Below are 18,837 nucleotides of genomic sequence, written 5' to 3'. Positions count from 1 at the left end.
CTCACCGGTCGGGGGTCGGATACGGGGTCAATCGTACGGGTAGCGAACAGGTAGCCGATGGGCAACCGGCTCAGGACTCGTCGTCGCTGTTGGCCTCGGTGGCGCGCTCGGCGGCCTCGGCGGCCTTCGAGCCCGGCCGCTTGCGGGACACCCACCCCTCGATGTTGCGCTGGGGCCCGGCCGAGACGGCCAGCGCGCCGGGTGGCACGTCGTCGCGGACCACGGTGCCCGCGCCGGTGTACGCGCCGTCGCCCACGGTGACCGGCGCGACGAACATGGTGTCGGAGCCGGTGCGCACGTGTGAGCCGATCGTGGTGCGGCTCTTGGTCTCCCCGTCGTAGTTGACGAACACGCTGGACGCGCCGATGTTGCTGTGCTCGCCGATGTCGGCGTCGCCGACGTAGGTCAGATGCGGCACCTTGGTGCCCGCCCCGATGGTGGAGTTCTTGGTCTCGACGAACGCGCCCAGCTTGCCCTCGGCGCCCAGCACGGTGCCGGGCCGCAGGTACGCGAACGGGCCGACGGCGGCGTCGTCGCCGATCACCGACTGGCCGCCGTGGGTGCGGATCACCGTGGCCCGGTCGCCGACCGTCACGTCGGTGAGCGTGGTGTCCGGGCCGATCTGGCACAGTCCGCCGATCTTGGTGCGTCCGAGCAGTTGGGTGCCCGGGTAGACGGCGGTGTCGCGGCCAATGGTGACGTCGACGTCGATCCAGGTGGTGGCGGGGTCGATGACCGTCACCCCCGCGCGCTGATGAGCGGCCACGATGCGCCGGTTGAGCTCGGCGGCCAACTCCGAGAGCTGCACCCGGTCGTTGATGCCCGCGACCAGGGTGGCGTCGTCGACGTGTTTGGCCCGCACCACCAGCCCGTCGGAGCGCAGGATCGAGACGACGTCGGTCAGGTACTGCTCCTGCTGGGCGTTGTCGGCGCTGAGCCGACTCAACGCCGAGCGCAGGGCCGCGATGTCGAACGCGTAGACGCCGGCGTTGACCTCGGCGATGGCCTGCTGAGTCGGGGTGGCGTCGGCCTGCTCGACGATGCCGATGACCTGCCCGTCCTGGGTGCGCAGGATGCGCCCGTAGCCGGTGGGGTCGGGCAGCGTGGTGGTCAGCACGGTGGCCGCGGCGGGACCGTCGGCGTGCGTGGCGATCAGGTCGGCCAGCGTGTCGGCGTCCAGCAACGGGACGTCACCGGAGGTCACCACGACGACACCGGTGAACTCCGGCGGCAGCGCGGACAGCCCGCATTCCACCGCGTGCCCGGTGCCGAGCTGCTGGTCCTGCACCGCGGTGTCGATGGGGCGGCCGAAGTCGACGGCCAGCTGTTCGACGGCGGGCACCACCCGGTCGCGGTCCTTGCCGACGACCACCACGAGGTGCTGCGGTGCCACCTTGGCCACGGCGTGCAGCGCATGGGCCAGCATGCTGCGTCCGGCCAGCGTGTGCAGCACCTTCGGGGTGTCCGATCGCATCCGGGTGCCCGCTCCGGCGGCCAGCACCACGACAGCGGATTCGGTTGACACCGTGACACGCCTCCCGCTCCGTCGCCAGGACTCGAACCTGAACTCTCAGAACCAAAATCTGATGTGCTGCCGATTACACCACGACGGACCGATCGCTACGGATACGCGTGCGACTTTAGTCGACCGGCCGGGCGGGCTGCGCGAACGCTACTTCCCGGCCACGTGGGCGCCGTAGGGCACGGCCGAGATCAGCGTCACCGGTTGTTCGGCGCCGTTGGGCAGCGTGTAGCTGCGCTGCTCGCCGGGCCGGGCGCCGGCCAGCGCGCTGCCCAGCGGGGACTGCACGGAGTACACCTCGATGTCGGCGTCCTCGGCGCCGCGCACACCCAGCAGGAACGTCTCGGTGTCGCCGGTGTCGTCGTAGCGCACGGTCAGCACCATGCCGGGCTCGGCGATGCCGTCGTCCGGCGGAGTGTCGCCGACGACGGCGTTGCTCAACAGTTCGTGGATCTGGCGGATCCGGGCCTTGCGCGCCAGTTGCGCCTCGACCAGTTGGTCGTCGCGGTCGTTGGGGTCTTCGGTGTCGAACTCGCGGTGCGACATCAGCTCGGCGAGCTCGGCCTCCAGGCGCTCGCGCGCCTGTGGGGTCATCCATACGCCGTCGGTGGTGGGAGTGGTCATCGGTGATGTTCCTTTCCAGAGATTCGTGGGAGGGGGTTCGTCGGCAGTGGCGGGCTTTTCGGTGAGCACCGCCCCTGCCGACTCGACTGCCCATACGGGCCAGGCGTGAGTGCTGAGGTCAGCGAAGAGGGTCGAACTCGCGTAAGGCCTCGGGCTGTTTACCTGTCGTGATCTGTTCGGCTAACAGCCGGCCGGTGATCGGGCCGTGTGCGAGTCCCCACATCCCGTGTCCGCCGGCGACGTAGACGCCGCGCGACACTTCGCCGATGAGCGCGCGCCCGTCGGGGGTGATGGGGCGTGGACCGACCCAGACATCGCTGCGTTCGGCCCACCGCACCCCCTCGAGCAGCGGTTCGGCGGACGCCACGATGGCGCCGACGCGCTGTGCGACCGCCGGCTCATAGGGGTCACGGAACTCCATGGTGCCCGCCACCCGCAGACCTCCGCGGTACGGGGTGCACGCCACCCGTGCCTCCGGCAGATAGATGGGTGACGGGATCGGGCGGTCGACCGGCACGGTGAAGGAGTAGCCGCGACCGGACCGCACCGGAACCCGGATGCGGTTGGCGGCCAGGTGCGGCAGCCAGGCGCCGGTCGCGATGACGGCCGCCTCGGCGGTCATCGGGACGCCGCTGCGCGGGTGGATGCTCACACCGGTGCCGGAGGTGAACACCCCGCGGATCTCCATCGTCTGCAGCGTCGCACCGTGGTCGACGACCGCGCCGGCCAGTGCCTCGGTGAAACGGCCCGGGTCGACGAACCGTTGCCCGTTGACGTTGATGCCCGCGGTGATCTTCGGCGAGGCCAGCGGCACCTGTTCGCGCAGCGCGTCGCCGGTCAAGCCGGTGACCGACACCTCCTGGCCGGCGGCTTCGAGGTGGCGAAGTTCGGCCAGCATGCGGTCGGCCTGCTCGGTGCTCTCGAACACCGCGGTGATCGGGCCGTCGGTGACGGGCACGTCGACGCCGTTGGCCACCAGCACGTCGAAGGCCTCGATGGCCTCGTTGTTGAGCGGCACGTTCGCGCGCACCGCCCGTGTCCAGGACGACTGCCTGCTGTTGGCGGCGAACTTCAGGAGGAACATCGCCAGTCCGCCGTCCACGCGCAGCGGGATGTGCAGGGGCGCGGCCGAGTCGCGCAGCGCGCGCAGGCCCTCGCGCAGCATCGCGGGCGAGTTCAGTGGAATGGCCAGGGTCGGCGAGACCCAGCCGGCGTTGCCCCAGGAGGCCCCCGCGGCGACGCCGGTGCGGTCGACGATGGTCACGTCGACCCCGCGTTCCTGCAGGAACCAGGCGGTCGACAGCCCGACGATGCCGGCACCGACCACGATCACCGATCGCGGTCCGCCGTCCATCCGGTCGAGCCCCACCATCACCAAACCTCCATCAGCTGATGTTCCATCGTGCCGAGGAACGGCGACGGAGGGCTTGCCTGCGGCCGACAAAGACCGCCGCGATGTTTGTCGAGTTAGGACAGCGCTCAGGTGGGCTGGGTGGCGGCCAGCTCGATCATCATCGCCAGCCGCTTGCGCGGATCGTCCAGCCGCAGGTCGGTGATCTCGGCCATCCGGCGCAGCCGGTAGCGCACGGTGTTCTCGTGCACGCCGAGCCGCTCACCCGCGGCCACCGGATCCCCCTGATTCTCCAGATAGGCCCGCAGCGTCGCGACGTAGGGGGTGCCGTGCCCGCGGTCGTGCTCGCGGAGTTCGGCGACCGGGCCGCGCTGCGGGCTGCGCCCCGATTGCGCCGCGGTGCGCAGCCGGTACAGCAGGATGTCGTCCCAGGATTCGTCGTAGGCGGGCGGCGGCCGCTGCGCATCGCTGACCTCGTGCAGCGCGAGGCATTCGTCGGCTTCCAGCCGCGCCGTCGCCAACTCGGCCGGCAGCGCGGGCCCGCTGATCCCCGACAGCACGCTGATTTCGTCGGGCAGCCCCGCGGTCAGCGCCGCCACCCAGTCGCGGGCCGCCGCCGAGGCGTCGGCGGCCAGCACGGTGTAGAGCGTGCTGCCGGTCAGGGCGCTGCGGTTGGGACGCGACCAGCCGAACCCCGCGGTAGCCCGCTCGAACGCCAACAGCAGCGGTGCGTGGCGCTCACCGCCGACGTGGGCGCGCACCGCCACCACCCGCAGCGGCGTCTGCGGCAGGCCGAGCCTGCTGACCACCGTCGCGGCGTCGGCGGGGCTCTCCAGCAGCCGGATGACCAGCTCGGACTCGACCTGCCGCTCCAGGTCCGCGCTCGCGCGTGAGCGCAGCATGTGCAGCGCCACCACCCGCGCGCTGTCGGCCAGCGCGGCGGCGGCGGACGCGTCCAGCGGCGCCGAGCACGCCACCCACACCGACCCCAGCAGTTCGCGGCCGGCGCGCGCGGCCACCACCATGCGACCGCTCAGCCCGTGCTCGGGGTCGCCCTGGACGAACAGCGGTTCGTCGGACACCGCGAGGTGCGCGAACACGCCGCGCTTGTCGAACAGGGCGTGCAGTTGTCTGGGCGCCTGCCTGGCCAGGATCGTCGCCACGCGCGCGTCGTCGGTCTGTTGCTGGCCGCGGGAGTACGCCAACACCTGGGAGATGCGGTCTTCGATGACGACCGCGCCGCCGATCGATTCGGCAAGGCTGTCGGCCAACGCGAACAAATCCGTTGGGCCGCGGCCGGACTCGGTTTCGCGGCCCTCCATCACCAGCCCGAACACGATCGCGGCGACCTCGCTCCACGGGACGGAGGGGTCGATGCTCATCACCGCGGCGGGCGGGGCCTTGGAGCTGAACGTGATCTGTTCGCCGTCGCTGCGCAGCAACACGACGGTCGCGCGCGCGTTGCGGGCCCAGCGCAGCGCCTGCTTGGTCGAGTCCGCGCCCACGGCCAGCAGCACGTCACCGGTGACGGTGCGGCCGTCGGCGGTTTCGGGCAGCACCACGCTGTGCAGTTCGGTCGCCCGGGTGATCGACGTGCTCTGCAGTCGGGCGCCGAATCCGCCCAGCACGTTGACCAGGCGATCCAGCGTGATCACGATTTGCTCCCTGGCCCCAGCCGACGTCGGTGACTTCGTCCCAGGTTATCCGCCGGGTCTACCCTTTAGGCGTGGCAGCCCCGGACAAAGAAGTGCGTGCCCCCCGCGCCCGGATGACCGGGGCGGAGCGGCGCCACCAGCTCATCGAGGTGGCCAGGTCGCTGTTCGCCGAACGCGGCTACGAAGGCACCTCGATCGAAGAGATCGCGCTGCGCGCGAACGTGTCCAAGCCGGTGGTCTACGAGCATTTCGGGGGCAAGGAGGGGTTGTACGCGGTGGTCGTCGACCGCGAGATGTCGGCGCTGCTCGACGGCATCACCTCGTCGCTGACCCGCACCACCAACAACCGCTCGCGGCTGCGCATCGAACGGGTGGCGCTGGCGCTGCTGACCTACATCGAGGAGCGCACCGACGGGTTCCGCATCCTGATCCGCGACTCGCCGGCGGCGATCACGTCGGGCACCTATTCGACGCTGCTCAACGAGGCCGTCAACCAGGTGTCGTCGATCCTGGCCGGTGACTTCTCCCGCCGCGGCCTGGACCCCGAGACCGCCCCGCTGTACGCGCAGGCGCTGGTGGGGTCGGTGTCGATGACCGCGCAGTGGTGGCTCGACGTTCGCGAGCCAAAGAAGGAAGTGGTGGCCGCCCACCTGGTCAACCTGTGCTGGAACGGGTTGATGCACCTCGAGGACGACCCGCAGCTGCTCGACGAGTGACCCCCGACTTCGGCGTGGTCACCTGTGCCAGGCGCAGGTAATCACACCCGAATCCCGTTGCCTAGGATTGATGCAATGACCCCATCGGGGACCGCTCCTGTCCCAACCCCGATCGCGGGGCTCGTTGAGCTGGCGCGCCGAGATCCCTCACTACAAGAGGTGGCGCGCCGCGCCGCCGACAGACCCGCCGATCTGCACCTCGTCGGCCCCGCGGCCGCCCGGCTGTTCGTCGCGGCCGCGCTGGCCACGCCGGAATCGGCGCCGGTGTTGGTGGTGACCGCCACCGGCCGCGAGGCCGACGACCTGACCGCTCAGCTGCGCGGCGTGTTCGGCGACGCCGTGGCGATGTTCCCGTCCTGGGAGACGCTGCCGCACGAGCGGTTGTCGCCGGGCGTGGACACCGTCGGTGCCCGGATGATGCTGCTGCGCAGGCTGGCCCGCCCCGACGATGCGCGCCTGGGTCCGCCGCTGCGCGTGGTGGTCACCACGACGCGTTCGCTGCTGCAACCGATGGCCCCCGAACTGGCCGACATCGAACCGCTGGTGCTGACCGTCGGCGTCGAAGCCGAGTTCGACACCGTGGTCGCCCGGCTGGTCGAGCTGGCCTACACCCGGGTGGACATGGTGGGCAAGCGCGGCGAGTTCGCGGTGCGCGGAGGCATTCTCGACATCTTCCCGCCCACCTACGAACATCCCGTGCGGGTGGAGTTCTGGGGCGACGAGGTGTCCGAGATGCGGATGTTCTCCGTCGCCGATCAGCGGTCCATCCCCGAGATCGACGTCGACACGCTGATCGCCGTGGCGTGCCGCGAACTGCTGCTGACCGAGGACGCCCGCGACCGTGCGGCCAAGTTGGCCACCCAGCACCCGGCGCAGGAGAACGGGCTGCCCGGCAGCGTGCCCGACATGCTGGCGAAGTTGTCCGAGGGCATCCCCGTCGACGGTATGGAGGCGCTGCTGCCGCTGTTGCACCCCACCGAGTTGGTGACGCTGTCAGCCCATCTGCCCGAGGGCGCGCCGCTGCTGATCTGCGACCCCGAGAAGGTGCGCACCCGCGCGGCCGATCTGATCAAGACCGGTCAGGAGTTCCTGGAGGCGTCCTGGTCGACGGCGGCGGTCGGTGGTGACGCCCCGATCGACCTGGAGGCGATGGGCGCGTCGGGGTTCGTCGAATTGGACGACGCCCGCGCCGCGGCCCGGGAGGGCGGGCACCCGTGGTGGACGCTGTCCCAGCTGTCCGACGAAGCCGCGCTCCAACTGGACATCCGGCCCGCGCCGACGGCGCGCGGTCGCCAGCACGGCGCGTCGTTCGTCACCGAGACCTTCGCGATGCTGCGCGCCCACGTCTCCACCGGCGGCTATGCCGCGGTCGTCACCGCCGGCGCGGGAACCGCCCAGCGGGTCGTCGAACAGCTCGCTGAATCCGACACGCCCGCAACGCTGTTGGCGCCGGGCTCCGCTCCGAAGCAGGGTGTGGTCGGCGTGCTGCAGGGCCCGCTGCACGACGGTGTGGTGATCGCGGGCGCGAACCTGGTGGTGATCACCGAAGCCGATCTGACCGGCAACCGGGCCGCCGCCACCGAGGGCAAGAAACTCGCGGCCAAGCGCCGCAACGTGGTGGACCCGCTGGCGCTGACCGCCGGCGACCTCGTGGTGCACGACCAGCACGGCATCGGCCGGTTCCTCGAGATGACCGAACGCGTCGTCGGCGGGGCCCGGCGCGAGTACCTGGTGCTGGAGTACGCCTCCAGCAAGCGTGGTGGCGGCACCGACAAGCTCTACGTGCCGATGGACTCGCTGGACCAGCTGAGCCGCTACGTCGGTGGCGAGGCCCCGACGCTGAGCAGGCTCGGCGGCAGCGACTGGACCAACACCAAGACCAAGGCCCGCCGCGCTGTCAGAGAGATCGCCCAGGAACTGGTGGCGCTCTACGCCAAGCGGCAGGCCTCACCCGGGCACGCGTTCGGCCCGGACACACCCTGGCAGGCCGAGATGGAGGACGCGTTCGGGTTCACCGAGACCGTCGACCAGCTCACCGCGATCCAGGAAGTGAAGGCCGACATGGAACGGCCCATCCCGATGGACCGGGTGATCTGCGGCGACGTCGGTTACGGCAAGACCGAGATCGCGGTGCGGGCGGCGTTCAAGGCCGTTCAGGACGGCAAGCAGGTCGCGGTGCTGGTGCCGACGACGCTGCTGGCCGACCAGCATCTTCAGACGTTCACCGAACGCATGGCGGGCTTCCCGGTCACCGTCAAGGGGCTGTCGCGGTTCACCGACGCCGCCGAATCGCGCGCCATCCTCGACGGGATGCGGGACGGCTCGGTCGACATCGTGATCGGCACCCACCGGTTGCTGCAGACCGCCGTCGGCTGGAAGAACCTCGGGCTGGTGGTGGTCGACGAGGAACAGCGCTTCGGTGTCGAGCACAAGGAGCACATCAAGTCGATGCGCACCCACGTCGACGTGCTGACCATGAGCGCCACCCCGATTCCGCGCACGCTGGAGATGAGCCTGGCGGGCATTCGGGAGATGTCGACGATCCTGACCCCGCCCGAGGAGCGCTACCCGGTGCTGACCTACGTCGGCCAGCACGACGACAAGCAGGTCGCGGCCGCGTTGCGCCGCGAGATGCTGCGCGACGGGCAGGTGTTCTACATCCACAACCGGGTGCGCTCGATCGACCAGGCCGCGGCGCGGGTGCGCGCGCTGGTGCCCGAGGCCCGGGTGGCCGTCGCGCACGGGCAGATGCCCGAGGAACTTCTGGAGCGCACGGTCGAGGGCTTCTGGAACCGCGAATTCGACGTCCTGGTGTGCACGACGATCGTGGAAACCGGCCTGGACATCTCCAACGCGAACACGCTGATCGTGGAACGCGCCGACACGTTCGGGCTCTCCCAGCTACATCAGCTGCGCGGGCGGGTGGGCCGCAGTCGTGAGCGCGGGTACGCGTATTTCCTGTATCCGCCGGACGCCCCGCTGACCGAGACGGCCTATGACCGGCTGGCCACGATCGCGCAGAACAACGAGCTCGGCGCCGGGATGGCGGTGGCGATGAAGGACCTCGAGATCCGGGGTGCGGGAAACGTCCTGGGCGTCGAGCAGTCCGGCCACGTCGCGGGCGTCGGTTTCGACCTGTACGTGCGGCTGGTCGGTGAGGCCGTGGAAGCCTATCGGGCCGTGGCGGACGGGAAAACCGTTGCTGCCGTGGAAGAACCGAAGGACGTTCGGATCGACCTGCCGGTCGACGCGCACCTGCCGCCCGACTACATCGGCAGCGACCGGCTGCGCCTGGAGGCCTACCGCAGGCTCGCGGCGGCGGCCGACGACGACGCGGTGTTCGCGGTCGTCGACGAGCTCGTCGACCGGTATGGGCCGCTGCCGGAACCGGCGCAGCGGCTGGTGGCGGTCGCGAGGCTGCGGCTGGTGTGCCGCCGCTACGGGGTCACCGAGATCAACGCGTTGTCGGAGTCGACGCTGCGGTTGTCGCCGCTGCAGCTTCTTGATTCCCAGCAACTTCGGCTCAAGCGGATGTATCCGAGCGCGAACTACCGGGCGACCACGTCGACGGTGCAGGTGCCGATCCCGCGGGCGGGCGACGGTGTCGGGTCGCCGCGAATTCGTGATCTTGAGCTGGTGGCGATGGTGGCGGGTTTGCTCTTTGCGCTGGATGGAAAACCCCAGGAAACTATTGATATAACGAAGTTCGAGAGGCATCCGGTGACGAGCGGAAAGCAGCGATGACCAACGAGCGGCCAGTGTGATGACAGTTGTGCTGGTCGACCCGCGCCGACCCTCGCTGGTTCCCGTCGAGGCGATCGAACTGTTGACGGGCGACGTGCAATACACCGAGGAGATGCCGGTCAAGGTGCCGTGGTCGTTGCCCGCCGCCAGACCGTGCATCATCAGCCTGTCGGAGGACCCCGAGGAGACCGAGGACGACGCCGCGCCGGTGTTGCTGTCGTCGGACCCCGAACATCCCGTGGTCAAGGCCCGCCTGGCCGCCGGCGAGAAGCTGATCGCGGTGCCCGACCCGGCGCCGGGGGAGCGGCTGGTCGACGCCGTCGCGATGATGGACAAACTGCGCACCGCGGGGCCCTGGGAAAGCGAGCAGACCCACGACTCGTTGCGGCGCTACCTGCTGGAGGAGACCTACGAGGTGTTCGACGCGGTGCGTAGCGGCAACGCCGACGAGCTGCGCGACGAACTCGGAGACGTGTTGCTGCAGGTGCTTTTTCACGCCCGCATCGCCGAGGATGCCCCGGCGAATCCGTTCACCATCGACGACGTGGCCGACTCGCTGGTGCGCAAGCTCGTCAACCGGGTGCCCGCAGTGCTTGCCGGCGAAGAGATTTCGCTCGACGAGCAGCTCGCCCAGTGGGAGGAGCGCAAGGCCGCCGAACGGGCGAGCAAGGGGGTGCGTTCCTGTCTGGACGACGTTCCCACCGGGCAACCCGCATTGGCGTTGGCGCAGAAGGTGATCGAACGTGTCACCGCCGCGGGGCTGCCCGCCGATCTGATCCCCGAGTCGATGACGACGGTGACCGTCGCGGCCGGGGTGGACGCCGAGAGCGCGCTGCGGTCGGTGGTGCTCGAGTTCGTCGACAGCGTGCGAAGTGCCGAGCAGGCGATCGTGGTCGCACGCCGCGGCGAGGAGGTGGCCGAGGAACTCGACGTGGCGCCGCTCCACGACATCACCGAGGACGAGTGGCGCTCGCATTGGCCGTCGGCCGGCGAGGACCGCGAGACCGCCGAGGCCGCCGACGAGGCTGAGGACGCTGAGACCACCGAGACCACCGAAGCCGACGAGGACGCCGACGAGGCGCAGGGCAGCGACGCGACGGCCGAAACCGAGCCGGAGCCGGAGCAGACGCCCGAACCGACGCCCGCCGACGTCCGTTGACCTGCGATTTGGGCGCGCCGGCGGTCGCGCGGCGGTGCGAAACGCGCCGAAATCGCCAAACCCGACGGGCCGTGCGGCCCCCGATGCGTGCGACGATGGCATCGACCGAAGTTGGTTGAGGGAGTTTGGTGTCGCCAGTTCGTTGGCTGCGGGCGGTCGCGGTGGTGGGAGCGACGGCGCTTCTGCTGGCGTCCAGCTGCTCGTGGCGCATGGGCACTCCCATCCCCGAGGGGGTGCCGCCACCCGCGGGCGACCCGGTGCCGCAGATCGACACCTACGCGAAGGGTCGGCCCGCCGATCAGCTGCGCGACTGGGCGGCCGAGCGCGCGCCCGCCCTCGGTATCCCCGCCGCCGCGCTGGAGGCCTACGCGTACGCGGCGCGGGTCGCCGAGGTGGAGAATCCCAGCTGCAACCTGAAGTGGACGACGCTGGCGGGCATCGGCCAGGTGGAGAGCCATCACGGCACCTATCGCGGCGCGCAGATCGGGCCCAACGGCGACGTCAAACCGCCCATCCGCGGCGTGCGGCTGGACGGCACCAACGGCAACCTCGAGATCATCGAACACCACGACGAGGACGGTGGCCCGGTCTACGCGCGGGCGATGGGCCCGATGCAGTTCATCCCCGAGACCTGGCGGCTCTACGGGGTCGACGCCAACAACGACGGCCAGATCAGCGCGGATAATTTCGACGACGCCGCGCTGTCGGCGGCGGGGTACCTGTGCTGGACGGGCAAGGATCTGGGCACGCCGCGGGGCTGGATGAACGCGCTGCGCGCCTACAACCATTCCGACTTCTACGCCCGCACCGTGCGGGACTGGGCGACCGCCTACGCCGACGGACACCCCCTCTAGGCACGAAGCGTCGCCCTCCAACCTCTAGGCTCAAGGCTGTCCAGTCACGACCAAGGAGAAGCCAGTGCCCATCATCGAGCAGGTCGGAGCCCGCGAGATCCTCGATTCCCGGGGGAACCCGACCGTCGAGGTCGAGGTGGCCCTGATGGACGGCACGTTCGCACGCGCCGCCGTGCCCTCGGGCGCGTCCACCGGTGAACACGAGGCAGTCGAGTTGCGCGACGGCGGAGCGCGCTACGGCGGCAAGGGTGTCGAGAAGGCCGTGCAGGCCGTGCTCGACGAGATCGGCCCGGCCGTCATCGGGCTCGGCGCCGACGACCAGCGGCTGGTCGACCAGGCGCTGGTGGACCTCGACGGCACCCCCGACAAGTCGCGCGTCGGCGCGAACGCCATGCTGGGCGTGTCGCTGGCGGTGGCCAAGGCCGCGGCGGAATCCGCCGCGCTGCCCCTGTTCCGCTACCTCGGCGGCCCCAACGCTCACATCCTGCCGGTGCCGATGATGAACATCCTCAACGGCGGGGCGCACGCCGACACCGGTGTCGACGTGCAGGAGTTCATGGTGGCCCCGATCGGCGCGCCGTCGTTCAAGGAGGCGCTGCGGTGGGGCACCGAGGTGTATCACGCGCTGAAGTCCGTGCTCAAGAAGCAGGGGCTGGCCACCGGGCTGGGCGACGAGGGCGGCTTCGCCCCCGACGTGGCGGGCACCAAGGCCGCCCTCGACCTGATCCTGTCCGCGATCGAGGACACCGGGCTGCGGCCCGGTCCCGACGTGGCCCTGGCGCTCGATGTGGCGGCCACCGAATTCTTCACCGCCGGACAGGGTTACGCGTTCGAGAACGAAACCCGCACCGCGGCCCAGATGTCGGACTTCTACGCCGGCCTGATCGACTCCTACCCGCTGTTGTCGATCGAGGACCCGCTGGACGAGGACGACTGGGACGGCTGGGTGGCGCTGACCACCGCCATCGGTGACCGCATCCAACTCGTCGGCGACGATCTGTTCGTCACCAACCCTGAACGCCTCGAAGACGGCATCGAAAGGGGCGCCGCCAACGCGCTCTTGGTGAAGGTGAACCAGATCGGCACGCTGACCGAGACCCTCGACGCGGTGGCGTTGGCCCACCACAGCGGCTATCGGACGATGATGAGCCACCGCAGCGGCGAAACCGAGGACACCACGATTGCCGACCTCGCGGTCGCGGTGAGCAGCGGTCAGATCAAGACCGGTGCGCCCGCACGCAGCGAGCGTGTCGCCAAGTACAACCAACTGCTGCGCATCGAGGAAACCCTGGGCGACGCCGCCCGCTACGCAGGCGATCTGGCGTTCCCGCGCTTTTCCGTGGAGGCCAATTAACCCGTGCCGGACGCGAAGCGGCCCGACCCGAAGCGACGGTCCCCGACCTCCAGACCTGGTAAGGCGGGAAAGACCGGCGAGTCCGGGCGGGGGCGTCCGCGCGGCGCCTCACCCGCGCGGCGCGAGCCACGGGCTTCGGAATCGACGAAGGCGCGGACCAAACCGGCGGCCGAAGCCGCACAACCGCAGGACAGCGGTGACTCGGTACGCAAATCCATTGCGCTGTCGGCCGAACAGCAGTCCGAACAGCGTTTCGGGTCGGCGGCGCGGCGGGCCGCGATCCTGGCCGCGGTGGTGTGCGTGCTGACGCTGACGATCGCAGGCCCGGTACGCACCTACTTCGGCCAGCGCACGGAGATGAAGCAACTCAAGGCCACCGAGGAGCAACTACGCTCGCAGATCGCCGAACTCGAGCAGCAGAAGGCCAAGCTCGCCGATCCCGTCTTCATCGCCGCTCAGGCCCGTGAGCGACTCGGCTTCGTGATGCCCGGCGAGATTCCCTATCAGGTCCAACTGCCCCCCGGCGTCGGGGCCGGCTTGCCGGGTACCGCCACCGAGGAGGCCCGCGCCGCCAATCCCGACCAACCCTGGTACACCGCGCTGTGGCACACCATCGCCGATGAGCCGCACGGGATCTCACCTGCCCCGACCGAGCCTCCCGGTGCTCCGGGAGCGCCCCAGCCGCCGCCGCCACCGCCGGGCGCCGGTGGTTGAGCGCTCGGATCTCGAGGCCGTCGCGCGGCAGCTGGATCGGGAGCCCCGCGGCGTGCTGGAGATCGCCTATCGATGCCCGAACGGTGAGCCCGCGGTGGTCAAGACGGCGCCGCGGCTGCCCGACGGCACACCGTTTCCGACGTTGTACTACCTGACGCATCCGGCGCTGACCGCGGCGGCAAGTCGGCTGGAGTCCGCCGGGGTGATGCGCGAGATGACCGAGCGGCTGCAACAGGACCCGGAGCTGGCGGCGGCCTACCGTCGGGCACATGAGTCGTATCTCTCCGAACGAGACGCGATAGAACCCTTGGGCACAACGTTTTCCGGCGGTGGCATGCCGGAGCGGGTCAAGTGCCTGCACGTGTTGATCGCACATTCGCTGGCCAAGGGACCCGGCGTCAATCCGCTCGGTGACGAAGCGTTGGCGATGTTGGCTGATGATCCCGCGATGGAGGGGATCCTGGACCGGGACAGGTGGCGATGAGCAGGGTCGGCGCGGTGGACTGTGGAACGAACTCGATTCGGCTGCTGATCGCCGACGTCGTCGATGACGGTGCGACACCGCGGCTTCGCGACGTGCACCGGGAGATGCGCATCGTGCGGCTGGGCCAGGGGGTCGACGCCACCGGTGAGTTCGCCGCCGAGGCGCTGGCCCGCACGCAAACGGCGCTGACCGACTACGCCGCGTTGATGCGCGACCTCGACGTCCGCGACGTGCGGATGGTGGCCACCTCGGCCGCGCGTGATGCCGCCAACCGTGACGCATTCTTCTCGATGACCGCCACCGCACTCGGTGCCGTGGTGCCGGGTGCGGTGGCCGAGGTGATCAGCGGCGCCGAGGAGGCAGACCTGTCGTTTCGCGGTGCTGTTGCCGAATTATCTTCGGCTGCAGCGCCGTTCGTCGTCGTCGACCTCGGTGGCGGATCGACGGAAGTGGTGTTCGGCGCAGCCGAGGTGCAGGCGAGCTTCTCGGCCGACATCGGCTGTGTGCGGCTGACCGAACGCTGTCTGCACTCCGACCCGCCGACGGCAGCAGAAGTGGCCGCCGCGCGCGAGGTCGCCGCGGCGGGCCTGCGCGAGGCGTTCGAGGCCGTGTCGGTCGACGGCGCGCGCACGTGGGTCGGCGTGGCCGGCACGATGACCACGCTGGCGGCACTGGCGCAGAAGATGACGACCTACGACTCCGAGGCCATCCACCTGTCGCGGGTGGGGTTCGACGATCTCCTCGGCGTGTGCGGGGAGTTGATCGGGATGACCCGCGCCCAGCGCGCCGCGCTCGGACCGATGCACGCCGGCCGCGTCGACGTCATCGGCGGCGGGGCGATCATCGTCGAAGAACTCGCCCGCGAGTTGCGGCGGCGAGCCGGCATCGGCGAACTGGTGGTCAGCGAGCACGACATTCTGGACGGCATCGCGCTGTCCATCGCGACCGCCTGAGGGGCCGTGGACTACTTCTTGATGTAGCAGTTGGGCGCGTTACCGCAGTGGTGACCCTGGTCGCACTTGTGGCAGTGGCATGAACAACCGGTGCGGTCGTTGGCACGGGTACGCATGGCAGATCACTCCTTTGTCTCTTCGTTCGCGGGGTAGGGCGAACGGGCGGACATAGACCAACATATGCCTGGCCGGCCATGTTTTGCACCGATTCGATGTATTGGGTTGTGCCTGTGATGAATTGAAGCAAACAGACACGGTCTGTCCGATTGGCGCCGAATCGCTCCGATTCCAGTGACGGATGTCTATAGTTAGCTGAGTTTCCCATCGGCCGACGGTGATATTCCGGTGCCGCAACGAGGACCAGGGGCTGCGGCCGATCTGACGGGAAGAGGGACATGGCAACCGATACGCCAATGCAATTGGGAATGGTGGGGCTGGGCCGGATGGGCGCCAACCTGGTGCGGCGGTTGATGCGCGACGGGCATCACTGCGTGGTCTACGACATGAACGCACAGGCGGTGACCGAGCTGGCGGGCGAAGGCGCGACGGGTGCCGAATCGTTGCGTGACTTCGTCGACAAACTCGCCACACCGCGCGCGGTGTGGCTGATGCTGCCCGCAGCGGTGGTCGACCCGACGCTGGACCAGTTGGCAGACCTGCTGGAACCCGGTGACACGGTGATCGACGGCGGAAACTCCTACTACCGTGACGACATCACCCGTGCGAAAAGCCTGCGGGAACGCGACATCCACTATGTGGACTGCGGCACCAGCGGGGGCGTGTGGGGCCTCGAGCGCGGCTACTGCCTGATGATCGGCGGCGAAACCGACGTCGTGCGACGCCTCGACCCGATCTTCAAGACCATCGCGCCGGGCCAGGGAATCGCCGAACCCACACCGGGCCGCACCCGCACCGACGGCACAGCGCCGGACGGATATCTGCACTGCGGCCCAAGTGGGGCAGGCCATTTCGTGAAGATGGTGCACAACGGTGTGGAGTACGGGATGATGGCCGCCATCGCCGAGGGGCTGAGCATCATCAAACACGCCGACGCCGGCACCGTCGACCGCACCGTCGACGCCGAAACCACCCCGCTGCGTGATCCGTGGGCCTACCAGTACACGATCGACGTCGCGGAGGTCGCCGAGGTGTGGCGGCGCGGGTCGGTGGTCGGCTCGTGGCTGGTGGATCTGACCGCCGATGCGTTGGCCCGATCCCCCGAACTCGACGATTTCACCGGGCGGGTCTCCGACTCCGGTGAGGGCCGCTGGACGGTGCTGGCCGCGGTGGACGAGGGGGTGCCCGCGTCGGTGATCACCACCGCGCTGTTCGAACGGTTCGAATCACGACAACTCGGCAGTTTCACCGACCGGGTGATGTCGGCGATGCGCAGCGAATTCGGCGGCCACGCCGAGAAGAAGTAGCCGCGATGACCGCGCCGGTGCACACCCCCGCCGATGTGCTGGTGATCTTCGGCATCACCGGCGATCTGGCCAAGAAGATGACGTTTCGCTCGCTGTACCGGCTGGAGCGCCGGCACCTGCTGGACTGCCCGATCGTCGGCGTCGCACTCGACGACTGGTCGGTGGCGACGCTGCGCGATCACGCCCGCGCGGCGATCGAGGCGGGCGGCGAGAGGATCGACGAGGCCGTGTTCGAGCGCTTCGCGGCGCGGCTGTCGATGGTGTCCGGCGATTTCGCAGACGCGAAAACCTATGACCGCGTGGCCAAGGCGATCGAGGGCAAGCACACACCGGTGTTCTACCTGGAGATTCCGCCGTCGCTGTTCGGCCGCGTCGTCGAGGGTCTGGCCGCGGCCAACCTCACCCCCCGCGCCAGGGTCGTGGTGGAAAAGCCCTTCGGCCACGACCTGGCGTCGGCCCGCGAACTCAACGACAAGCTGCGCAGCGCCCTGCAGGAATGGCAGATCTTTCGCATCGACCACTTCCTGGGCAAGGAACCCGCGATGGACATCATGTTCCTGCGGTTCGCCAACTCCGTCTTCGAACCGCTGTGGAACCGCGACCGGATCCACTGTGTGCAGCTCACCATGGCCGAGAATTTCGGGGTCGAGGACCGCGGCAGTTTCTACGATCCGGTGGGCGCGCTGCGCGATGTGGTGCAGAACCATCTGCTGCAACTGATCGGGCTGTTCGCCGCCGAGCCGCCCAGCGTCGCCGACGCCGACGGGCTGCGCGACAAGCGGGTCGAGGTGTTCCGGTCGATCCCGCCGATCGAACCCGCGCACTACGTGCGCGGCCAATACGACGGCTACCAGTCCATCGCGGGGGTGAAGCCGGGTTCGCAGACCGAGACGTTCGCCGCGCTGCGGCTGGAGATCGACAACTGGCGCTGGTCGGGTGTGCCGTTCTTCGTGCGTGCCGGCAAGGGATTGCCGGTGCGGGCCACCGAGATTCGGGTCATCTTCAAGCGGCCGCCCAAGCTGGCGATCACGTCGTCGACGCCGGACCCGAACGAACTGGTGTTGCGCATCGACCCGAACCCGGGCGCCGATCTGATGGTGCAGGCCAAGCAGCCAGGCGCCAACCGCACCCGCACGGTGGATCTGTCGCTGATCTTCGCCGAGGAACTCGGGGAGGCGCCCGAACCCTACGAGCGGTTGCTGAGCGACGCGATGCGCGGCGATTCCACCCAGTTCGCCCGCGAGGACGGGGTGGAGGAGACCTGGCGCATCGTGCAACCACTGCTCGACGATCCGCCCGCGGTGCAGGCCTACGAGCGGGGGTCCTGGGGCCCGCCCGGTGCGGCGAGACTGGTCGCCGGATATCCGGGCTGGCGCGAACCCTGGCTGTAGTACCCCTATAGTCCTTTCATGGCTGCTGAACCGCCGCCGATCCCAGGGGTGCGCCGATCGTTCGTCGAGGCCAACGGCGTGCGGTTCCACGTGACCGAGGCCGGCCCCGCCGACGGCCGCCCCGTGCTGGCCCTGCACGGTTGGCCGCAGCACCATTGGGAGTTCCGCGACCTGCTCGCCGACCCGCCGGCGGGGTTGCGGATCATCGCGCCCGACCTGCCGGGCTACGGCTGGTCGGGGCCCGCCCCGCACCACTGGGACAAGGACGACGTCGCCACCGACGTGCTGGCCCTGCTCGACGCGCTCGGACTCGACCGCGTGCTGTTGGTGGCCCACGACTGGGGCGCCTACGTGGGTTATCGGATGATCCTGCGCGAGCCCGCCCGTTTCGACGGCTACCTCGCGATGAACATGGCCCACCCGTGGGTGCCTCCCACCGAGATCGCGCCGCGGTTCTGGCGACTGGCCTACCAGGTGCCGCTCGCGGCGGTCGGCGGGTGGTTGCAACGGCGCACCAGGATCGTCGAACGGGTCTTCAAGATGGGCTCGCGGCTCGACCCGGCCGACGCCCGTGTTTTCGCGGAGCGCTTCCGGGACCCGGTCTGCGCGCGAGCCGGTCGCGACACCTACCGCACCTTCCTGCTGCGCGAAATCCCACGCAGCATAAGGAAACCCGAGACACGCAGGGCCACGGTGCCGATTCGCGCGCTGTTCGGTGTGGGCGACGCCGCGGTGCATCCTTCGTGGGTGGCCGCCGAGACGGCCAACGCCGACGACTACACGTTGGAGACGGCCGAGGCCAGCCACTTCATCGTCGACGAGCGACCGGAGTTGGTGCGCGAGAAACTGATCGCCCTCGCCGAGGAGACCGCGCGCGGCTGACGGGTGGCCG

General features: G+C 69.6%; 15 protein-coding genes and 1 tRNA gene. 11 read left to right on the top strand and 5 right to left on the bottom strand.

Going from position 1 to position 18,837, the window contains the following annotated elements; translation table 11 throughout:
* Nucleotides 1-70: 70 nt before the first annotated feature.
* The 5 genes from glmU to ABQE89_RS17435 form a co-directional block, all read right to left on the bottom strand.
* Complete coding sequence (gene glmU / locus ABQE89_RS17455; RefSeq protein WP_448418820.1) at nucleotides 71-1,525, bottom strand: bifunctional UDP-N-acetylglucosamine diphosphorylase/glucosamine-1-phosphate N-acetyltransferase GlmU; 1,455 nt, start codon at nucleotides 1,523-1,525, stop codon at nucleotides 71-73.
* A gap of 16 nt (nucleotides 1,526-1,541) precedes the next feature.
* Nucleotides 1,542-1,613 (bottom strand) — tRNA-Gln (locus ABQE89_RS17450).
* Between the two features lie 59 nt (nucleotides 1,614-1,672).
* Complete coding sequence (locus ABQE89_RS17445) at nucleotides 1,673-2,146, bottom strand: GreA/GreB family elongation factor (protein WP_448418818.1); 474 nt, start codon at nucleotides 2,144-2,146, stop codon at nucleotides 1,673-1,675.
* Between the two features lie 118 nt (nucleotides 2,147-2,264).
* Entirely contained in the window at nucleotides 2,265-3,518 is a 1,254-nt protein-coding gene (locus ABQE89_RS17440) for an NAD(P)/FAD-dependent oxidoreductase (protein WP_448419048.1), read from the bottom strand.
* A 107-nt stretch (nucleotides 3,519-3,625) separates the two neighbouring features.
* Complete coding sequence (locus tag ABQE89_RS17435; protein WP_448418816.1) at nucleotides 3,626-5,152, bottom strand: PucR family transcriptional regulator; 1,527 nt, start codon at nucleotides 5,150-5,152, stop codon at nucleotides 3,626-3,628.
* A gap of 113 nt (nucleotides 5,153-5,265) precedes the next feature.
* Here ABQE89_RS17435 and ABQE89_RS17430 point away from each other — a divergent pair, with 113 nt between their 5' ends.
* The 11 genes from ABQE89_RS17430 to ABQE89_RS17380 all read left to right on the top strand — a co-directional run bounded on the left by ABQE89_RS17430 (nucleotide 5,266) and on the right by ABQE89_RS17380 (nucleotide 18,827).
* Nucleotides 5,266-5,868, top strand: coding sequence for a TetR/AcrR family transcriptional regulator (locus tag ABQE89_RS17430; RefSeq protein WP_448419046.1), 603 nt, complete (start codon nucleotides 5,266-5,268; stop codon nucleotides 5,866-5,868).
* A 75-nt stretch (nucleotides 5,869-5,943) separates the two neighbouring features.
* The gene (mfd, locus tag ABQE89_RS17425; RefSeq protein ID WP_448418814.1) at nucleotides 5,944-9,612 is read left to right on the top strand and encodes a transcription-repair coupling factor; all 3,669 of its coding nucleotides are present in this window, start codon (nucleotides 5,944-5,946) and stop codon (nucleotides 9,610-9,612) included.
* 19 nt (nucleotides 9,613-9,631) lie between these two features.
* A complete protein-coding gene (locus ABQE89_RS17420; protein WP_448418812.1) occupies nucleotides 9,632-10,771 on the top strand; it encodes a nucleoside triphosphate pyrophosphohydrolase in 1,140 nt (379 codons plus the stop codon).
* Between the two features lie 125 nt (nucleotides 10,772-10,896).
* A complete protein-coding gene (locus ABQE89_RS17415) occupies nucleotides 10,897-11,625 on the top strand; it encodes a lytic transglycosylase domain-containing protein (protein ID WP_448418810.1) in 729 nt (242 codons plus the stop codon).
* A gap of 64 nt (nucleotides 11,626-11,689) precedes the next feature.
* Complete coding sequence (gene eno, locus ABQE89_RS17410) at nucleotides 11,690-12,979, top strand: phosphopyruvate hydratase (protein WP_448418808.1); 1,290 nt, start codon at nucleotides 11,690-11,692, stop codon at nucleotides 12,977-12,979.
* 3 nt (nucleotides 12,980-12,982) lie between these two features.
* Nucleotides 12,983-13,693 (top strand): FtsB family cell division protein, encoded by a 711-nt coding sequence (locus tag ABQE89_RS17405; protein ID WP_448418806.1) that lies wholly within the window; start codon nucleotides 12,983-12,985, stop codon nucleotides 13,691-13,693.
* Nucleotides 13,686-14,177, top strand: coding sequence for a DUF501 domain-containing protein (locus tag ABQE89_RS17400; RefSeq protein ID WP_448418804.1), 492 nt, complete (start codon nucleotides 13,686-13,688; stop codon nucleotides 14,175-14,177). Before ABQE89_RS17405 ends, ABQE89_RS17400 begins: the two co-directional genes overlap by 8 nt.
* Nucleotides 14,174-15,130 carry a Ppx/GppA phosphatase family protein gene (locus ABQE89_RS17395; protein WP_448418802.1) on the top strand — a complete coding sequence of 319 codons (957 nt, stop codon included), beginning with the start codon at nucleotides 14,174-14,176 and terminating at the stop codon, nucleotides 15,128-15,130. Before ABQE89_RS17400 ends, ABQE89_RS17395 begins: the two co-directional genes overlap by 4 nt.
* Before the next feature lie 413 nt (nucleotides 15,131-15,543).
* Nucleotides 15,544-16,554 carry a phosphogluconate dehydrogenase (NAD(+)-dependent, decarboxylating) gene (gnd, locus tag ABQE89_RS17390; RefSeq protein ID WP_448419044.1) on the top strand — a complete coding sequence of 337 codons (1,011 nt, stop codon included), beginning with the start codon at nucleotides 15,544-15,546 and terminating at the stop codon, nucleotides 16,552-16,554.
* Nucleotides 16,555-16,559: 5 nt separating this feature from the next.
* The gene (gene zwf / locus ABQE89_RS17385; protein ID WP_448418800.1) at nucleotides 16,560-17,945 is read left to right on the top strand and encodes a glucose-6-phosphate dehydrogenase; all 1,386 of its coding nucleotides are present in this window, start codon (nucleotides 16,560-16,562) and stop codon (nucleotides 17,943-17,945) included.
* Nucleotides 17,946-17,963: 18 nt separating this feature from the next.
* Entirely contained in the window at nucleotides 17,964-18,827 is an 864-nt protein-coding gene (locus tag ABQE89_RS17380; protein WP_448418798.1) for an alpha/beta fold hydrolase, read from the top strand.
* Nucleotides 18,828-18,837 lie beyond the last annotated feature (10 nt).

The sequence above is a fragment of the Mycolicibacterium sp. XJ1819 genome, assembly GCF_053483675.1.
This window is presented reverse-complemented; position numbering and strand designations above follow the sequence as displayed.